The 14,656-nt window shown below is 61.1% G+C and carries 18 protein-coding genes; 5 read left to right on the top strand and 13 right to left on the bottom strand.

Features of this window, described 5'->3' with window-relative positions; genetic code table 11:
- Positions 1–3 precede the first annotated feature (3 nt).
- The gene (locus tag E4P32_RS13005) at positions 4–465 is read left to right on the top strand and encodes a cupin domain-containing protein (RefSeq protein WP_116436728.1); all 462 of its coding nucleotides are present in this window, start codon (positions 4–6) and stop codon (positions 463–465) included.
- A 74-nt stretch (positions 466–539) separates the two neighbouring features.
- Here E4P32_RS13005 and E4P32_RS13000 read toward each other — a convergent pair whose 3' ends face one another.
- The 7 genes from E4P32_RS13000 to E4P32_RS12970 form a co-directional block, all read right to left on the bottom strand.
- Positions 540–1,040, bottom strand: coding sequence for an SRPBCC domain-containing protein (locus E4P32_RS13000; RefSeq protein WP_116436729.1), 501 nt, complete (start codon positions 1,038–1,040; stop codon positions 540–542).
- Positions 1,030–1,374: a metalloregulator ArsR/SmtB family transcription factor gene (locus E4P32_RS12995; RefSeq protein ID WP_116436730.1), complete on the bottom strand. Its 345-nt coding sequence runs from the start codon at positions 1,372–1,374 to the stop codon at positions 1,030–1,032. The genes E4P32_RS13000 and E4P32_RS12995 overlap by 11 nt, the downstream gene beginning before the upstream one ends.
- A 168-nt stretch (positions 1,375–1,542) precedes the next feature.
- A complete protein-coding gene (locus E4P32_RS12990; RefSeq protein ID WP_116436731.1) occupies positions 1,543–2,400 on the bottom strand; it encodes an SDR family oxidoreductase in 858 nt (285 codons plus the stop codon).
- Complete coding sequence (locus E4P32_RS12985) at positions 2,397–3,056, bottom strand: glutathione S-transferase family protein (protein WP_116436732.1); 660 nt, start codon at positions 3,054–3,056, stop codon at positions 2,397–2,399. Before E4P32_RS12985 ends, E4P32_RS12990 begins: the two co-directional genes overlap by 4 nt.
- Positions 3,057–3,178: 122 nt before the next feature.
- Entirely contained in the window at positions 3,179–3,613 is a 435-nt protein-coding gene (locus E4P32_RS12980) for a nuclear transport factor 2 family protein (protein ID WP_116436733.1), read from the bottom strand.
- A complete protein-coding gene (locus E4P32_RS12975) occupies positions 3,600–4,514 on the bottom strand; it encodes an RNA polymerase sigma factor (protein ID WP_199525706.1) in 915 nt (304 codons plus the stop codon). The genes E4P32_RS12980 and E4P32_RS12975 overlap by 14 nt, the downstream gene beginning before the upstream one ends.
- A 19-nt stretch (positions 4,515–4,533) precedes the next feature.
- The gene (locus E4P32_RS12970; protein WP_116436734.1) at positions 4,534–4,839 is read right to left on the bottom strand and encodes a hypothetical protein; all 306 of its coding nucleotides are present in this window, start codon (positions 4,837–4,839) and stop codon (positions 4,534–4,536) included.
- A gap of 238 nt (positions 4,840–5,077) precedes the next feature.
- Here E4P32_RS12970 and E4P32_RS12965 point away from each other — a divergent pair, with 238 nt between their 5' ends.
- From E4P32_RS12965 to E4P32_RS12955, 3 genes are read left to right on the top strand one after another with little or no spacing between them, the layout of a single operon-like run.
- Entirely contained in the window at positions 5,078–5,365 is a 288-nt protein-coding gene (locus E4P32_RS12965; RefSeq protein WP_116436735.1) for a FeoA family protein, read from the top strand.
- A 25-nt stretch (positions 5,366–5,390) separates the two neighbouring features.
- Positions 5,391–7,283 carry a ferrous iron transport protein B gene (gene feoB, locus E4P32_RS12960; protein ID WP_116436736.1) on the top strand — a complete coding sequence of 631 codons (1,893 nt, stop codon included), beginning with the start codon at positions 5,391–5,393 and terminating at the stop codon, positions 7,281–7,283.
- 14 nt (positions 7,284–7,297) lie between these two features.
- Positions 7,298–7,606 carry a DUF6587 family protein gene (locus tag E4P32_RS12955; protein ID WP_116436737.1) on the top strand — a complete coding sequence of 103 codons (309 nt, stop codon included), beginning with the start codon at positions 7,298–7,300 and terminating at the stop codon, positions 7,604–7,606.
- A gap of 4 nt (positions 7,607–7,610) precedes the next feature.
- On the opposite strand, the gene E4P32_RS12950 is transcribed toward E4P32_RS12955, so the two are convergent.
- Both E4P32_RS12950 and E4P32_RS12945 read right to left on the bottom strand, forming a co-directional pair.
- A complete protein-coding gene (locus E4P32_RS12950; RefSeq protein ID WP_116436738.1) occupies positions 7,611–8,732 on the bottom strand; it encodes a sterol desaturase family protein in 1,122 nt (373 codons plus the stop codon).
- Positions 8,733–8,962: 230 nt separating this feature from the next.
- Entirely contained in the window at positions 8,963–9,994 is a 1,032-nt protein-coding gene (locus E4P32_RS12945; RefSeq protein ID WP_116436739.1) for a D-cysteine desulfhydrase family protein, read from the bottom strand.
- 161 nt (positions 9,995–10,155) lie between these two features.
- On the opposite strand from E4P32_RS12945, the gene E4P32_RS12940 reads away from it, so the two are divergent.
- A complete protein-coding gene (locus E4P32_RS12940) occupies positions 10,156–11,079 on the top strand; it encodes a LysR family transcriptional regulator (protein ID WP_116436740.1) in 924 nt (307 codons plus the stop codon).
- A gap of 28 nt (positions 11,080–11,107) precedes the next feature.
- On the opposite strand, the gene E4P32_RS12935 is transcribed toward E4P32_RS12940, so the two are convergent.
- The 4 genes from E4P32_RS12935 to E4P32_RS12920 all read right to left on the bottom strand — a co-directional run bounded on the left by E4P32_RS12935 (position 11,108) and on the right by E4P32_RS12920 (position 14,636).
- Positions 11,108–11,845, bottom strand: a complete 738-nt coding sequence (locus E4P32_RS12935; RefSeq protein ID WP_116436741.1) for an SDR family oxidoreductase — start codon at positions 11,843–11,845, stop codon at positions 11,108–11,110.
- A gap of 231 nt (positions 11,846–12,076) precedes the next feature.
- Positions 12,077–13,201: a hybrid sensor histidine kinase/response regulator gene (locus E4P32_RS12930; protein WP_116436742.1), complete on the bottom strand. Its 1,125-nt coding sequence runs from the start codon at positions 13,199–13,201 to the stop codon at positions 12,077–12,079.
- On the bottom strand, positions 13,198–13,806 hold the full coding sequence (locus E4P32_RS12925) for a chemotaxis protein CheB (protein ID WP_116436743.1): 609 nt from the start codon (positions 13,804–13,806) through the stop codon (positions 13,198–13,200). Before E4P32_RS12925 ends, E4P32_RS12930 begins: the two co-directional genes overlap by 4 nt.
- On the bottom strand, positions 13,803–14,636 hold the full coding sequence (locus E4P32_RS12920) for a CheR family methyltransferase (protein ID WP_116436744.1): 834 nt from the start codon (positions 14,634–14,636) through the stop codon (positions 13,803–13,805). The genes E4P32_RS12925 and E4P32_RS12920 overlap by 4 nt, the downstream gene beginning before the upstream one ends.
- Positions 14,637–14,656 lie beyond the last annotated feature (20 nt).

Here is a 14,656-nt window from a genome sequence, read left to right as displayed (position 1 = left end):
ATCATGAGTGAAGTCATCGACCAGGCTTTCAGCGAAAGACTGAAAGACAATCTGCAACCGACCCCAGAAGGATCAACCTATCTGAAGCCACAGGACATGGAGTGGAAGCCGTCGCAGTTTGAAGGCATCGAGATCAAGGTGCTGTACGAGAACAAGCAGATCGGCGAAATGACCTGCCTGCTGCGCTGGCAACCCGGCACCACGCTGCCGTTTCACAAGCATCCGGAGATTGAACAAAGCTATGTGATTTCCGGATCGTTCTCCGACCACGACGGCATCTGCCGCGCCGGCGAATTCGTCTGGAGAAAGCCGGAATCGCAACATGAGACGCACAGCGCCGAAGGCTGCACGATTCTCGCGATCTATCGCAAGCCGAACATCTTCAAGAACAGCGCCGGCTTCGATGCGGAGAACAAGAAACAGATCAAGACCAATCGTCCGCCGTCGATTGAGCAAGGATATTGAAGATCAGATCATAATTCCTCGCATGTCGCCTTTTCAGGCGACATGCGTGAGCTTCGAACGGGTTCTTCCAACGCCTAGTTGAGAACCAGCAGCAGCTCGTCCAGACGCTCCAGGGTCGAGGCCAGACCTTCTTTCAGTCCCATGTTGATGACTTGCTGGAGCGCCTCGGGCGACGCATAGGCGACGACCGTCTCGACCAGAGTGTGTGCGTTGGCGTCCGAGAAGGTGACATGCCATTTGGCCCTGGGCAACGCAGGGTTCACTGCGCCGGTAGCATCGCTGAATCCGTCAAACGAGGTGTAGTTGTCGATCGGTTGAATCGTCAGATAGTCAACCCGGCCCCAGTACTCTTGTCCGGTCGGATCAACCATGGCGTAGTGCCAATGCCCGCCTTCGCGGAAGTCCATGGACTTGGTTTTGGTGGTCAATGGCTTGGGGGCGAACCAACGGTCGAGCAATTCACTTTTCGTATGGCAATCCCACACCAGCTGGCGCTTGCCTGCAAACTCTCTTTTGATCGTGATGGTGCTTTTTTCCTGGTCGACCAGGAAGTCGAATTGAAGCTTAAGTGTCATCGTCTTCACCTTTCAGAGTAATCAATAAATTATCGAGATTGTCGTATCTGCTTTCCCAGCCTGCGCGCTGCTCATCAAACCATTTCTGGGCAGCGATCAGGTTGGCGCGCTTCAGTTTGCAGGTTCGCACCCGCCCTACTTTTTCCGAAGCAATCAGGCCGCTGTTTTCCAGCACCTTGATGTGCTTCAGGAACGATGGCAAACCCAGACCGAACGGTTCCGCCAGTTCCTTGATCGATGCCGAGCCACTACCAAGCCTGGCAATCACGGACCGCCTGGTGGGGTCGGCCAATGCGTGGAATACGTTGTTGAGTGAGGCTGAATAGTTTTCCATGTGGAGAACTATATCATCATGGTTCGCCGATTGGCAAACTATTTAAAGCGACTACGAAAAAGGATCGAAGCGAGCCAATCGGGAGGAAACGGCGCCTGCGGGATCAGCCGGGGAACTGGCTGAATCGACGGCAGGCGACGTAATTTCATTCTGTCTGCGAGAGTGGACTTATTGGAAAATGAAAGCGTGCCGTTTGACGAAATAGGCGAAAGATGTTGGCGCCACATTGAATTCCTGATGGCTTTCCAGGTGCACGATGGCTTGGGGATTACGCAGCCGTTCAGTGGCCTGCTCGAAGAGCGCATCTGCAAAATAAGGCGATGCGCCTGCGGCCAGCATTTCTTGGCGACGTTGTTCCGGCGTTATCGGAACATAGTCGATGGTCCGGCCCGCAACAATGGAAATAAGCGCGGCGATCCGTGACATGGGCAGCGCCTCCGGCCCTGTCATCAAATGGCGACGACCGTCCTGCCTTGGCGCTTGCAGGACGGCGGCGCTTATCCTGGCGATGTCGAGGACGTCGATGGGAGCGAGCGTAATATCCCCTGCCGCCAGACGCAATTCGCCGCTTTCCACAATGGATCGGGCCTCGCGCAGGTAGACCTGCATGAAGCCGCAAGGCTGCAAATGCGTCCAGCGCAGCCCTGATCGTTCAAGGTAGAGCTCGGCTTGCGCGTGCATCTCCGTGAAGCGGAATCTGGAGCGCTCGAAGCCCGTTTCATTGCCCGAAAATTTCACGACATGCCCGACCCCGGCGCGCTTGCAGGCGTCGATGAAACTGCATTGGGTCTCCAGCATGCGCTCGTCGCCCGATGAAATCAGCAGGACTTTGTCGATGCCTTCCAACGCCGGACCAAGCGTTTTGGCCCGGGACATATCGCCTTCGACAATGTCAACGTTGTCCGGCAAGAGAGAAGATGCTTTTGCGCGGTCTCTCACCAGCGCACGAAACGGCACTCCTTGCTTATGCAACTGGTTGACGATATGCGTGCCGTTCAGCCCCGCGGCGCCAGTGACCAGGATCATGCGTTGCCCCCCATGGTTGCGTGCCAAGGATCGGTGGCAATGAAACTGGCGCGGGAAGAATGCAACTCCAGATAGCGCGCAAGATGCGGGGCGCCGGCAATCGCCTGCGCGCCCTCGGAAAACAGGCGCACGGCGGCCAAGGTCGACAGAAGAAGCGCATCGGCGAAGGTAAAGCGCACAGCGGCGAGGAAGTCCTCCCCAGCCAGGGCGCCGTCAAGCAGGACGATGAACGCCTTCAACTCCGGCAGCGCAGCGTCGACGGTAGCGCGGTCAACCGTTCCATCCGCTGTCTTGGGAAAGAGATTCGCAAACACATACTGCCTGATCAATACCGGATCCATGGCGGTCATGACGATCGACACCCATTGCTCGGCTTCTGCTTCCGCCGCCGGCGCCTCGGGACTTGCCGGCATCATCGGCGCTTGCGGATGAAGGCGATCGAGGTAGGCCACGATTGCCCGGGACTCTCCCAGCCTCACCTGGCCGTGACGCAAACCCGGGACTTTTCCCAAGGGATGGATTGCGCTCGCTTCGCCAGAGTGCGGATGGACGGGAAAGTGATCGTAGTCGATCGCTTTCTCCGCACATACCATTCTGACTGCACGCGTAAAGTTGCTTTGCGGGATACCGTAAATCTCGATTCTGTCCTGGCTCATTCGACTGCACTCCTTCACTGTTGAAAAAAGGAGGAGGCAGCGTCAATCGCAATGGCGGCCTCCCCATTTTTAAGACGAATCGCAGCAGGAAAAGGATGCGCATGGTGACCGCAACGAAAGTGTCAGACCGTTTTTACCGTCACGGCACGCATGTCACCAGACGCTATCGGCACCGAAGTATGTTCGTGGACGATAAGCCAGTCCCCGCCCTCTTTCGCCAACGCCACGCTCATGCGGTTTTGTATGGATCGCAATGCCTCGCCGACTGGAGAGAACGCCGTATAAGTGACCAGCGCGCTGGCTATCGCCAGATCTGCCCCGACCGTCATCTGAATTTGTTCCAAGCCGACCGTGACGGTTTCCTCGCCGAGCGAGGAAAACCAGTTCGCGACCACGCGGCGCCAGGCATCCTTTCCTTCGTGGGACCAGTTTTCCCATGTATCGAAGATGCGGATGTCGTCACTGTACAGACGAAGGAATCCCTCGAGGTCCTTGGCCAGAACAGTTGACTGGTAACGTTCAAGAACGTGATGGATTTGCATTTCAGGATGGCTCATCAAGTTTTCTCCGATAGATAGGCGAGGTCATCTCAGCACATTCGGCAGCGTAGCGCGCATGTCGAAAATCCCGTATCCCCTTGATATGTCCGCCCTCCCATTCGATCGTCACGAAGTAGGACGGCGGTGCTTGCGGCATGCCCGGATTGAACACAAGCAGAGCCGGCCGGCCGTCAACCAACCCGGGGATCAATTTCCAGTCGTTGATACCGGCGTAGTTGCCGAAGTAGCGCGATACTTCCTTGCGACCGCTCATGCGGGTGCGACTGACTAGTTCCAGTGCAACGTCGTCGGCCAGCATGTTGCGCACGGCATCGAAGTCATGGGCATTGAAACGGTCGGCGTAAGCCGCCAGGCGATCCAAGTCCGCATCGTCCAGAGCCGGGCGCTCGCCCGAGTTGTCGGCCAGCTCACGCAGACGGCCCCGTCCGCGATGCAGTGCAGCCTTGACCGCGGGAATCGTCAGGCCGGTAATGTCCCCTACTTCCCGCAACGAATATCCCAGTACATCCATCAGGATGACCACGCCGCGCTGGGCGACGGGAAGGTGCATGAAGGTGCGCAAGGCGGCTGCCGCTGCATGTCGGGAAACGGCCGATGCCGTTTCGTCGACTGCCGATTCCGGATCTTCTTCGGAATGAACGGCTTCTTGCCGGCGCCGGCGGCGCAGGAAATCCATCGCGGCATTGTGCGCAATACGGAAGAGCCAGCTTTCCGCATTGTCGATTGGCGTGCGGCCATATGCCTCGACCGCCTTGATCAGCGCTTCCTGAACGATATCTTCACCGTCGACGGCGGAACCCGCCATGCGTGCGCAATAGCGATGAAGCTTGGGACGCATGTCACCGAGCTTCCGGTCGAACAACAGTCGCGCCTCTTGCTGGTCTGAAATGAAAGCCATGTCTCTTGTTTCCTGACGCTCAAGAATCATCATCCGTCATGCCGTAACTACCGACGACCGTCACGTCGAGTCTCTGTGCGGGCGCAAGCAAACGTGTTCTGATATCCCATTGAAAGGATGCGAACGCTTCCGATTGCGCAAACGGCTCGACACCCTCGGGGGCTTGCAAAAAATGAAAGAATTGCCCGTTCGCTGCGCGCAATGCCATGTAGCGAAGCCCCTCCGGCGCCGTCTTCCGGAGCTCATCGAAGACGTCCCGGATCAGATCGGCATTCTCGTCCGCGCGTTCGGGCCTGGTGCTGTAGCTTATCAATATTTTCTGCATGAAATGACTCCGGGGAAAGTGCCGTGCCTGACGGCGTTGATCTTAGCCCGCCGCAACGTCTTATCAGCGGCGCCTGGCTCACGCTGATAAGACGTTTCGGAAAGCGAAAAGGATGCGCTGCCGCTCATGCTTGCTGCGACATTTTGCCGCAAACCTGAATCGTCAAATCAGAGGATAATGAGAACCATTATTGATTGACCTTGCAGACTTGCGTTGCTGCACGGACACCAGGCAGCTCATGACTTCCTCCCCAGCCACTGCAGCATCTGCTGCCCCATCCACTACCCTTGCCGATCTCGCCAAGGGCGAGCAAGCCTGCATCCGTTTCCTCGCTGCACCGCAAGGCGCCGAACAATCCGCGCTGCGCGAACGGCTGGAAGAACTCGGCTTCCTGCCCGGCGAAATCGTGCGCGTGGTGGCGCTGTCGTTTCCGGCCGGCGATCCGATCGCGGTGCGCATCGGCAACACCACTTTTGCATTGCGCCGCCACGAAGCCGAACTGATCCACATCGACCGGCTGGCCTGATCCATCCGTATCCAGGACATCCACCATGCAGCAATCCGACACCCTCTCGCCTCCATTTAACCTCGCCCTCGTGGGCAATCCCAATTGCGGCAAGACCGCGCTGTTCAATCGTCTCACCGGTGCGCGCCAGAAAGTCGCCAACTATGCCGGCGTCACGGTCGAGCGCAAGGCCGGGCGCTTCGTCTCCGGCAGCGGCGCGTCCTATCGGCTGGTCGACCTTCCCGGCACCTACAGCCTCAGCGCGCTGACGCCGGACGAAGCGGTCACGCGCGCGGTGCTGCTCGGCGAGCGCGCGGACGAAGCGCTGCCCGACCTGATCGTGCTGGTGGCCGACGCCAGCAAGCTGCGCCTGAATCTCAAACTGGCCATCGAAGTCCTGCGCCTGCAACGACCCGCCATCCTCGCGCTCAACATGTGCGACGTCGCCCGCAAGCGCGGCATCGAGGTGGACGCCGCCCGGCTCAGCGCCGAGCTTGGCATTCCCGTGGTGGAAACCGTGGCCGTGCAGCAGCAAGGCGCAACGGCGTTGGCCGACGCCGTCGACGCCTGGCGCAACCGCCATCCGGACAGCGGGCCGGATGCCTGGATTTCACGCCGCTTCGGCGATGCGTCCACACCGATGAGTGCGACCGAACGCCAGCAAGCCGTACGCGGCATCCTCGAAGCCGCCGTCACCGAACGCGCACAGGCGCGCACCACCGAAGACCGCATCGATGCCTGGGTGCTGCATCCGGTGTTCGGTTATGTGCTGTTGCTGGTGTTGCTGTTCACGATTTTCCAGGCGGTGTTCAGCTGGTCTGCGCTGCCGATGGACATGATCAAGAGCGGCGTCGACGGCATCGGCGCACTGGTCACGCAAACCATGCCGGAAGGATTGCTGCGCAGCCTGATCGTCGACGGCATCATCTCCGGCGTCGGCAGCGTGCTGGTATTCCTGCCGCAGATCCTGGTGCTGTTCTTCTTCATCCTGCTGCTGGAAGATTCCGGCTACCTGCCGCGCGCCGCCTTTCTGCTGGACCGGCTGATGGGCAGCGTCGGCCTGTCGGGACGGGCCTTCATCCCGCTGCTGTCGAGCTTCGCCTGCGCGATTCCCGGCGTGATGGCCACGCGCACCATCCAGAATCCGCGCGACCGCCTTGCCACCATCATGATCGCGCCGCTGATGACCTGCTCGGCGCGGCTGCCGGTGTATGCGTTGATCATCGGCGCCTTCATCCCGGATCGCGCGGTCGGTATTTTCAATTTGCAGGGACTGGTGCTGTTCGGCCTGTACGTGCTCGGCATCGTCTCGGCGATGGCGGTGGCGTATGTGTTCAAGCGCGTGATCGCCAAAGGCCGGCTGCAGCCGCTGCTGCTGGAACTGCCCAACTACCACGTGCCGCATCTGCGCAACCTGGCGCTGGGGCTGTGGGAACGCGCGCGTATTTTCATCACGCGGGTGGGCACCATCATCCTGGCGCTGATGGTGATCCTGTGGTTCCTGTCGACCTTCCCCGGTGCGCCGGACGGCGCGGTCGGCCCGGCCATCCAGTACAGCCTGGCGGGTCGCATCGGCAGTTTCCTCGAACCGCTGTTCGCGCCGATCGGCTTCAACTGGCAGATCGCCATCGCGCTGATCCCGGGTCTGGCCGCGCGTGAAGTCGCGGTCGGTGCGCTCGGCACCGTGTATGCGTTGTCGGCCAGCGGCGACCAGCTGGCGTCGGCGCTGGAGCCGATGCTGACGCAGACCTGGAGCCTGCCGACCGCGTTGTCGCTGCTGATCTGGTATGTGTTCGCGCCACAGTGCATCTCGACGCTGTCGATCGTCAAGCGCGAAACCAATTCGTGGACACCGGCGCTGGCGATGGCCGGCTACATGTTCGCGCTGGCCTATCTGGCTTCGCTGGCGACGTTCCGGCTGGCCACGGCCTTCCTGTAGAAGCGAGGATCATCATGCAAAACCTCATCGTCGCCGCCATCGTGTCCTATGCCTGCTGGTACGTGCTGCGGCGCTACCTGCCGAAACCATTGAAGCGCCGCATGGCGACTGCCGTTGCCGCATGGTGCCGGGATCGCGGCTGGCACGGCATGGCTGCGCGGATGCAAGCGACGGAGCAAGCGCCGGCGACCGGCTGCGACAGTTGCAGCGCGTGCGCGGGTGCGGAAGAAAAGGGAAAAGATAAAAAGGGAAAAGATAAAAAGGGAGCTCAGACCGTCCAGAAGATTTCGGTGGACAGCCTGAGGCGCAGTCTGCGCCGTTAGGTTTCTACAGCAGAATGCAAGCGGCAAGGACCGCCGCAACAACATCAATCGCCGCCATCGCAACGACGCCGATGCGACGCTGCATGAAGGCGCCCAGCGCCCAGAACGCCACCAGCAAGGCGCAGCACAGTTCCAGCAGGCGCGCGTAGGAAAGATCGTCCGACACCCACATGCACGCCGCACTGGCCGCCAGCAACAGGCTGAATTGCAGCACCGCCAGGACACCGGCGCCGCGCGACAACTTCGGATCGTAACGTTCGCGCGCCGCATCCAGATTGAATTCCGGTCCCGTCGCCGTCATCCCCGCCGGCAACCAACCGGGCGGCTTGAACCACAGCTTGAGCTTGTCCTGCCAGCGCGGCAGGCGCGCCGCGGTTTGCGCCAGTTGCCAGTAACCGCTGGTCACTGCCCACAGGGGATCCCAGCTCTTGAGCGGCGTGCGCGTGCCGTAGACGCAGGCTTCCTTCTCTTCCGCGAAGGTGCCGAACATCCGGTCCCAGATCACCAGCATGCCGCCGTAATTCTTGTCGAGGTATTGGTCGTTGACTGCGTGGTGCACGCGATGGTTGGACGGCGAGGAGAATATTTTGTCGAACCAGCCCAGTTTTCCCACGTGTTCGGTATGGATCCAGAACTGATACACCAGCACGATCAGGCCGGCAATCGCGAACTGCTCGGGCGGCACGCCCAGCACCGCCATCGGCAGGTAGAACATCCAGCCGATGAGGATCACTGTGCTCTCCTGGCGCAGCGCCGTCGACAGATTGAAATCCTGGCTCTGGTGATGCACCGCGTGTGCGGCCCACATCACGGCGTTTTCATGGCCCATGCGATGCAGCCAATAATCGAAGAAATCGAACAGCAGGATCGCCGCAATCCAGCCGGCCGCGCCGTGCCAGAAACGCGCATGCGGCGCGATCGCCACGAAGCGATAGGCAAAAGTATACAAACCGATCTGGAACAATTGCGTGACCAATCCCACCAGCTGGCCGATCAGGCCCTGGCTCAGGCTGCTGATGGCGTCGTTGAGGCGATAGGTATTGCGCCCGCGGAAATAGCCGTAGGCGAGCTCCGCACAGATCAGCACGAGGAACAGCGGGATGATGTAGACGACGAGTTGTTCCATGGGATATTTCTTGTAATTTCAGGCGACACCGTCACAACGAATCACGCGTGGGTGCTGGCGTTCAGCGCATCTTGCAGCGCACAACGAATTGTACGGCAGATAGCGAAAACGCGTCGGGGATGTCTTGCGGAAACGAATGATGACAGTGGCTTGAAATGAGAAGCGGGCATGACTGCTGAAGATCATGCCCGCAATGTCGTTGCGACTTTCCAGTAAGAAATGTTTCCGCTTCAAGCCGGCTGCAGCGCATCCCGATATGCGTACAACGCTGGCGTGCCACCCGTCATCACGAACAAAATATTCGCACCCGTTTGATATTGCCCTGCCCTGATCGCCGCCAGCATGCCGGCGAAGGCCTTGCCCGAATACACCGGATCAACCAGGATGCCTTCGCTGCGCGCCAGCGCCAGCAAAGCTTCCCGCATTGCCTCGGTGGCGATGCCGTAACCCGGGCCGCGCTGGCTGCCGTCGACCAGGATGTCGGCGTCGGCAATTGCAGTGTTGTCTCCCAGCAGCGCCAGCGTCTCGCGCACCAGCGTCAGCGTGGTCGCCTGCGCCGTTGCCGCTTCCGCCAGCGTGCTGTAGGCCTGCACCAGCGTCGCCGCTTTGCCGGCATGCACCAGCCCGGCGACCAGACCGGCATGCGTTGCGGAACTGCCATTGGGCACCACGATGCCGTCGAATTGCACCCCCAGCTTCTCGCCCTGTTGCAGCAATTCTTCCGCGCAGGCGACATAGCCGAGGCTGCCCACTGCGGTCGAGCCGCCGGTGGGGATCAGGTAAGGCTTGCGTCCGGCCGCGATCAGTTCGGCGACGCGTTCACGCGCCCGCACGATCGGCGCCACGCCATCGGGCGCGATCTCGACCCGTGCGCCGAAAATGGCGTTGAGCAGCACGTTGCCGCCCAGTGCATATTCTTCGTTGGTGCGCGGCACCAGGCGACCGAGCACGATCTCGCAATGCATGCCCGCTTTGGCCGCTGCCGCCGCAGTCAGGCGTGCGTGATTCGACTGCAGGCCACCGACGGTGACCAGCGTGTCGGCGCCTTCGGCCAGCGCAGCGCCGATCAGGAACTCCAGCTTGCGCAGCTTGTTGCCGCCGCCGCCCAGCGACATCAGGTCGTCGCGCTTGACGAAGATGTTGACCGCCGCCGTCTCCGGCAACAGGCGACGCAAGTTCTCGAGTTTCTGCACCGGCGTGGCCTGGTCGAGCAGACGGTAGCGCGGGAAGCGATCAAGTGAAGATGTTTGATTCAGGGACATGGATTCCTCATTGGTCTGGTGTGTTCTGATTGTGCAAATTCCACGTACGCCGATGATACGACGCCGGGTATATTCATGCTGCCGGCCACCGGTGCCCGGACGGCAATTGGTTTACCATCCGGGCTATTCCTCATAAAAACATTTCCGTACAGGACACCCGCATGAAAACCGGCACAAGGCGCCCCTTCGATGATCTTCAGGTCGGCAGCATCGAGTTGTTCTGTCTGGCCGCGGAACTGAGCAGCTTCAGCGCCGCCGCCGTGGCCGCCAGCGTGACGCCGGCCGCAGTCAGCCGTTCGGTCTCACGCCTGGAGGAGCGCCTGGGCGTGCGCTTGTTCGTACGCACCACGCGCCAGATCCGCCTGACCGAAGAAGGCCAGTTGTATTTCGAGCAATGCCGCAATGCGCTTTCCACGCTGATCGAAGCCGAACGCCGCGTCAGCGGACTGCACGGAAAACCGGCCGGCACGCTGCGCATCAGCCTGCCGACGCCGTATGCGCATTACCGCGTGCTGCCTATCCTGCCGGAATTCCGCGCACGCTATCCCGACGTCGCCGTCGAAACCCATATCAGCAACCGCAACGTCGATTTTGCCGATGACGCCTACGACCTGTCGGTGCGCGGCAAGGCGCCGGACGACTCGAACCTGATCGCGCGCACGCTGGAAGATGCCGAACTGGTCATCGTCGCCAGCCCGGACTACCTGCGCCAGGCCGCTGCGCCTCAATCTATCGACGAGCTGCATGCGCACGAATGCATCCAGTTCGATCTGCCCAGCAACGGCCGCCGCTTGCCGTGGACGCTGCGTCAGGACGGCGTCGACATCGACGTGCCGACCGCCGGCAACTACGGCTGCGCCGAAGACGTGCTCGGCGGCGTCACGCTGGCGCGCGCCGGCGCCGGACTGTTCCAGACCTATCGCTTCGTGGTCGAGGCAGACTTGCGCTCCGGCGCCCTGGTCGAAGTGCTGTCCGACTACGGCGGCGTCACCCGCCCCTTCGTGATGCTGTACCCGCACGCGCGCCACATGTCTTCGCGCGTGCGCGCCTTCGTCGATTTCATGATGGAGAAGCTGCAGCGCTAGGGCAACTTCCTGCGTTTTCCAACAACCTTCACCAGCGACCGGAACTGGCGCCGCCGTCAACCGGCAGGATCGCACCGGTGGTGAAGTTGGAATCGGTCAGGTATTGCACCGCGCCGATGATGTCGTCCACTTGGCCGATCTCGCCGGTAGGCTGCAAGGCCTTGAGGAAATCGTGACTGCCCGGAGCATGCAGCGGCGTCTCGATGATGCCGGGCGCGACTGCGTTGACCTTGACGTTGTGTGCCGCCAGCTCCAGCGCAAGTGCACGCGTGGCCTGGTTCAGACCGCCCTTGATCAGCACCGGCAACAGCGCCGGCACGGCGGTAGTCGGCTGCATGGCGATGCTGGCGGTGATGTTGATGATGTGGCCGCTGCGATGCTCGACCATGTGGCGCACCGCTTGCTGGGTGATGTAGAAGAAGCCCTTCAGGTTGGTGCTGACGATGCTGTCGACGTCCTGCTCGGTGTAGTCGACGGTCGGCTTGGCGATGAAGATGCCGGCGTTGTTGATCAGCACGTCGACCTTGCCGAAACGATCCAGCGCTTCCGAAAAGATTTCTTCCGCAGTGGCCGGCAGCGCGATATCGCCGGCCACGCCGAAGAAGTTGCCGGCGTTCTCGAACTGCGCAGCCGCAGCTTGCAAGCGCTCTTCGGTGCGCGCATTGCCGACGACGTAATCGCCACGCTTCAGATAGGCTTGCGCCAGGGCAAAGCCGATGCCGCTGGAAGCGCCGGTGATGACGATGGTTTTTGGTTGATAAGACATGATGATTTCCTTTGAGAGTGATTGACCGCAGTGCATGGTTTCGGCTTGCGGATCGCATTGATCTCGCGTTGCCTTGGAATGCACTATAGGGATTCACGCTCTGGGGAAAAAGCGGCCGGGCCGCATTTGACTTGATACATCGTGGAACAGATCAGCGGTGGATCACTACCCGTTGCCGGTCGCATTGCACGACCGGCAAACCCGCTGCACCACTGTTGTCCTCAGCTGTCCTCAGCCCGGCTGGCGCGGGATCTTCACCGTGAAAATGGTTTTGTCGTCCGCACCGGATTGCACCTCGATGTCGCCCTGATGCGCCTGCACGATCTGCTGCACGATGTACAGGCCCAGTCCGAGTCCTTCATTCTGGCCGCCCCGCGGCGCGCCGCTGCGGAACGGATCGAAGATGCCGGGCAGCACCTCGGGCGGAATGCCGCCGACGTTCGCCACCGAGAATATCGCCTGCTCCGGCTCGCTGCCGTCCAGCAGCACCAGCACCGTTTCGCCCGGCTTGCCGTGGCGGATGGCGTTGCCCAGCAGGTTGGCCGCCACCTGGCCCAGACGATCAGGGTCCCAGTGACCGGCCGGATCGCCGTCGATTTGCAATTCGATGCGGCTTTCCGGAAACGCCGCCTGATGTTCCTGCACCACGCGCTGCATCACCTCATCCAGACTAACCGGCTGGCGCGTCAGCGGAATACCGCCGGCCAGGCGCGCACGCGCCAGGTCAAGCATGCCGTCGATCAGGCGTCCCATGCGCTTGCCGCTGTTGATGATCTGCGCGCTGGCCTTCTGGGCGACCTCTTCCTTGTAGGCGCGCTGGATCAGCGACGCCGCGGTCAGCACCGCACCGAGCGGATTGCGCAGGTCGTGGCCGAGGATGGCGACGAACATTTCGTTGAGGCGCAGGGTCTCGGTGCGCTCGCGCAACTCCAGCGCCAGCTGTTGTTTCTGGCGATACAGCTGGAAGAACACTTCAGCCTTGTTGCGCAGGATATGCGGCTCGATCGGCTTGTAGAGGAAGTCTACCGCACCGCTCTCATAACCCTTGAACATGCGGCGCTCGTCGCGCGCGCCGGCGGTGACGAAGATCAGCGGCACGTTGCGCGTACGCTCGCTACCGCGGATCAATTCGGCCAGTTCGAAACCGTCCATGTCCGGCATCTGCACGTCGATGAAGGCCAGTGCCACGTCGTGCACCAGCAGGTATTCCAGCGCTTCAAAGCCGGAGCGCGCCTGCAGCAGTTCGACGTCGTCGCGTTCGAGCAGCGCCGACAAGGCCAGCAGGTTTTCGTCGAGATCGTCGACGAGGAGAAACTTCACGCGGGGCAGCATGGTTTCCTTGTTTTGATTGTTCATTTTTTTGTCTTCCCTTGCAGCGTTCCCAATAACGCGGCAATCTGCTCCAGCGTCAATACGTAATCTACTTCGCCCTGTTGCAACGCCAGCTCGGGCATGTACGGCACCTGCGCGGTGTCCGGCTGTTGCACGATGCTCATTCCGCCGGCCGCGCGGATCGCCTGCAAGCCGGCGGCGCCGTCCTGGTTGCCGCCGGTGAGCACGATGCCGAGCAGGCGCTCGCCGTATTCGTCGGCGGCCGACTCGAACAATACGTCAATCGCCGGCCGTGAAAAATTGACCAGTTCATCCGACGACAGCGCCAGTTGCGGGCCGGCGTCGATCAGCAAATGATAGTCAGGCGGAGCGAAGTATATCGTGCCGGCCTCAACCGGCTCCTTGTCGGCTGCCTCGCGCACCGCCATGTCGCACTTCGGCGCAAAAATATCGACCAGCAGGCTGGGCCGTTCGCGCGGCAAATGCAGCACCACGAACACCGCCACGGGTGCACCGCGCGGCAGCGCCGGCAGCAAGCGCGACAGCGCTTCCACACCGCCGGCCGAGGTGCCGATGACGACCGCGTCGATGCGACCTGCGAGCGAAACCATGGTGTCGATGGTACTCATAACGTGTTCTTTTTCTGGAAAATCCGATCCTCGCGCACGACGTCGTCAAAAGCCTCCGCATGCTCCGAAAAGCGCAGCGACTCCTTCGATCCCAGGCCGAGGAAACCCTTGCGGCACAGCGACTCGCGGAACAAGCCGAGCGCGCGTTCCTGCAATTGCCGGTTGAAATAGATCAGCACGTTGCGGCACGACACCAGGTGCATCTCGGCGAACACGCTGTCGGTCGCCAGGCTGTGATCGGAGAACACGATGTATTGGCGCAACGACTTGTCGAACACCGCACGGCCGTACGCCGCCGTGTAGTAGTCCGACAGCGAGGTAGGCGCACCGGACTTCTGGTGGTTGCTGGTGAAGCCGGCGATGCGGTCGAGCTCATAGACGCCGGCCTCGGCCTTCTGCAGCGCGGTCGGATTGATATCGGTGGCGTAGATCAGCGAACGCTCCAGCAAGCCCTCTTCGCGCAGCAGGATTGCCAGCGAATAGACTTCTTCACCTGCGCTGCAACCGGCCACCCAGATCTTCAGCGACGGATAGGTGCGCAGCAGCGGCACCACCTTTTCACGCAGCGAACGGAAATAGCTCGGATCGCGGAACATCTCGCTGACTTGCACCGTCATGTATTCCATCAACAGCGGGAATACTTCCGGATCGTTGAGCACCTTGTCCTGCAACTGCGACAGAGACTGGCAACGGAAACGACTCATCGCGCTGACCAGGCGGCGCTTGAGCGACGCCCCGGCATAGCCGCGAAAGTCGCAGTGATACTTGAGATAGATGGCGTCCAGCAACAGCTGCATCTCGATATCGAAGTGGCTTATCGGTGTCGGCATCCGGGGCTCAGCAATCACTG

Origin of the sequence: Herbaspirillum sp. 3R11 (assembly GCF_004563925.1) — a bacterium.
In the GTDB taxonomy this organism is placed as follows: Bacteria; Pseudomonadota; Gammaproteobacteria; order Burkholderiales; family Burkholderiaceae_D; genus Herbaspirillum.
The sequence above is the reverse complement of the archived record's forward strand: the minus strand, read 5'-3'. Positions and strand labels throughout refer to the sequence as shown.

Bases quoted from the DNA above. Each gene is read 5' to 3' on its own strand.
- E4P32_RS12955 (WP_116436737.1), top strand. From the start codon at position 7,298: ATGCAAAACCTCATCGTCGCCGCCATCGTGTCCTATGCCTGCTGGTAC.
- E4P32_RS12970 (WP_116436734.1), bottom strand. From the start codon at position 4,839: ATGCAGAAAATATTGATAAGCTACAGCACCAGGCCCGAACGCGCGGAC.
- E4P32_RS12925 (WP_116436743.1), bottom strand. From the start codon at position 13,806: ATGAGTACCATCGACACCATGGTTTCGCTCGCAGGTCGCATCGACGCG.
- E4P32_RS12950 (WP_116436738.1), bottom strand. From the start codon at position 8,732: ATGGAACAACTCGTCGTCTACATCATCCCGCTGTTCCTCGTGCTGATC.
- E4P32_RS12985 (WP_116436732.1), bottom strand. From the start codon at position 3,056: ATGAGCCAGGACAGAATCGAGATTTACGGTATCCCGCAAAGCAACTTT.
- E4P32_RS13000 (WP_116436729.1), bottom strand. From the start codon at position 1,040: ATGACACTTAAGCTTCAATTCGACTTCCTGGTCGACCAGGAAAAAAGC.
- E4P32_RS12980 (WP_116436733.1), bottom strand. From the start codon at position 3,613: ATGAGCCATCCTGAAATGCAAATCCATCACGTTCTTGAACGTTACCAG.
- E4P32_RS12990 (WP_116436731.1), bottom strand. From the start codon at position 2,400: ATGATCCTGGTCACTGGCGCCGCGGGGCTGAACGGCACGCATATCGTC.
- E4P32_RS12945 (WP_116436739.1), bottom strand. From the start codon at position 9,994: ATGTCCCTGAATCAAACATCTTCACTTGATCGCTTCCCGCGCTACCGT.
- E4P32_RS12930 (WP_116436742.1), bottom strand. From the start codon at position 13,201: ATGAACAATCAAAACAAGGAAACCATGCTGCCCCGCGTGAAGTTTCTC.
- E4P32_RS12920 (WP_116436744.1), bottom strand. From the start codon at position 14,636: ATGCCGACACCGATAAGCCACTTCGATATCGAGATGCAGCTGTTGCTG.
- E4P32_RS12940 (WP_116436740.1), top strand. From the start codon at position 10,156: ATGAAAACCGGCACAAGGCGCCCCTTCGATGATCTTCAGGTCGGCAGC.
- E4P32_RS12965 (WP_116436735.1), top strand. From the start codon at position 5,078: ATGACTTCCTCCCCAGCCACTGCAGCATCTGCTGCCCCATCCACTACC.
- E4P32_RS12995 (WP_116436730.1), bottom strand. From the start codon at position 1,374: ATGGAAAACTATTCAGCCTCACTCAACAACGTATTCCACGCATTGGCC.
- E4P32_RS13005 (WP_116436728.1), top strand. From the start codon at position 4: ATGAGTGAAGTCATCGACCAGGCTTTCAGCGAAAGACTGAAAGACAAT.
- E4P32_RS12935 (WP_116436741.1), bottom strand. From the start codon at position 11,845: ATGTCTTATCAACCAAAAACCATCGTCATCACCGGCGCTTCCAGCGGC.
- E4P32_RS12975 (WP_199525706.1), bottom strand. From the start codon at position 4,514: ATGGCTTTCATTTCAGACCAGCAAGAGGCGCGACTGTTGTTCGACCGG.
- feoB (WP_116436736.1), top strand. From the start codon at position 5,391: ATGCAGCAATCCGACACCCTCTCGCCTCCATTTAACCTCGCCCTCGTG.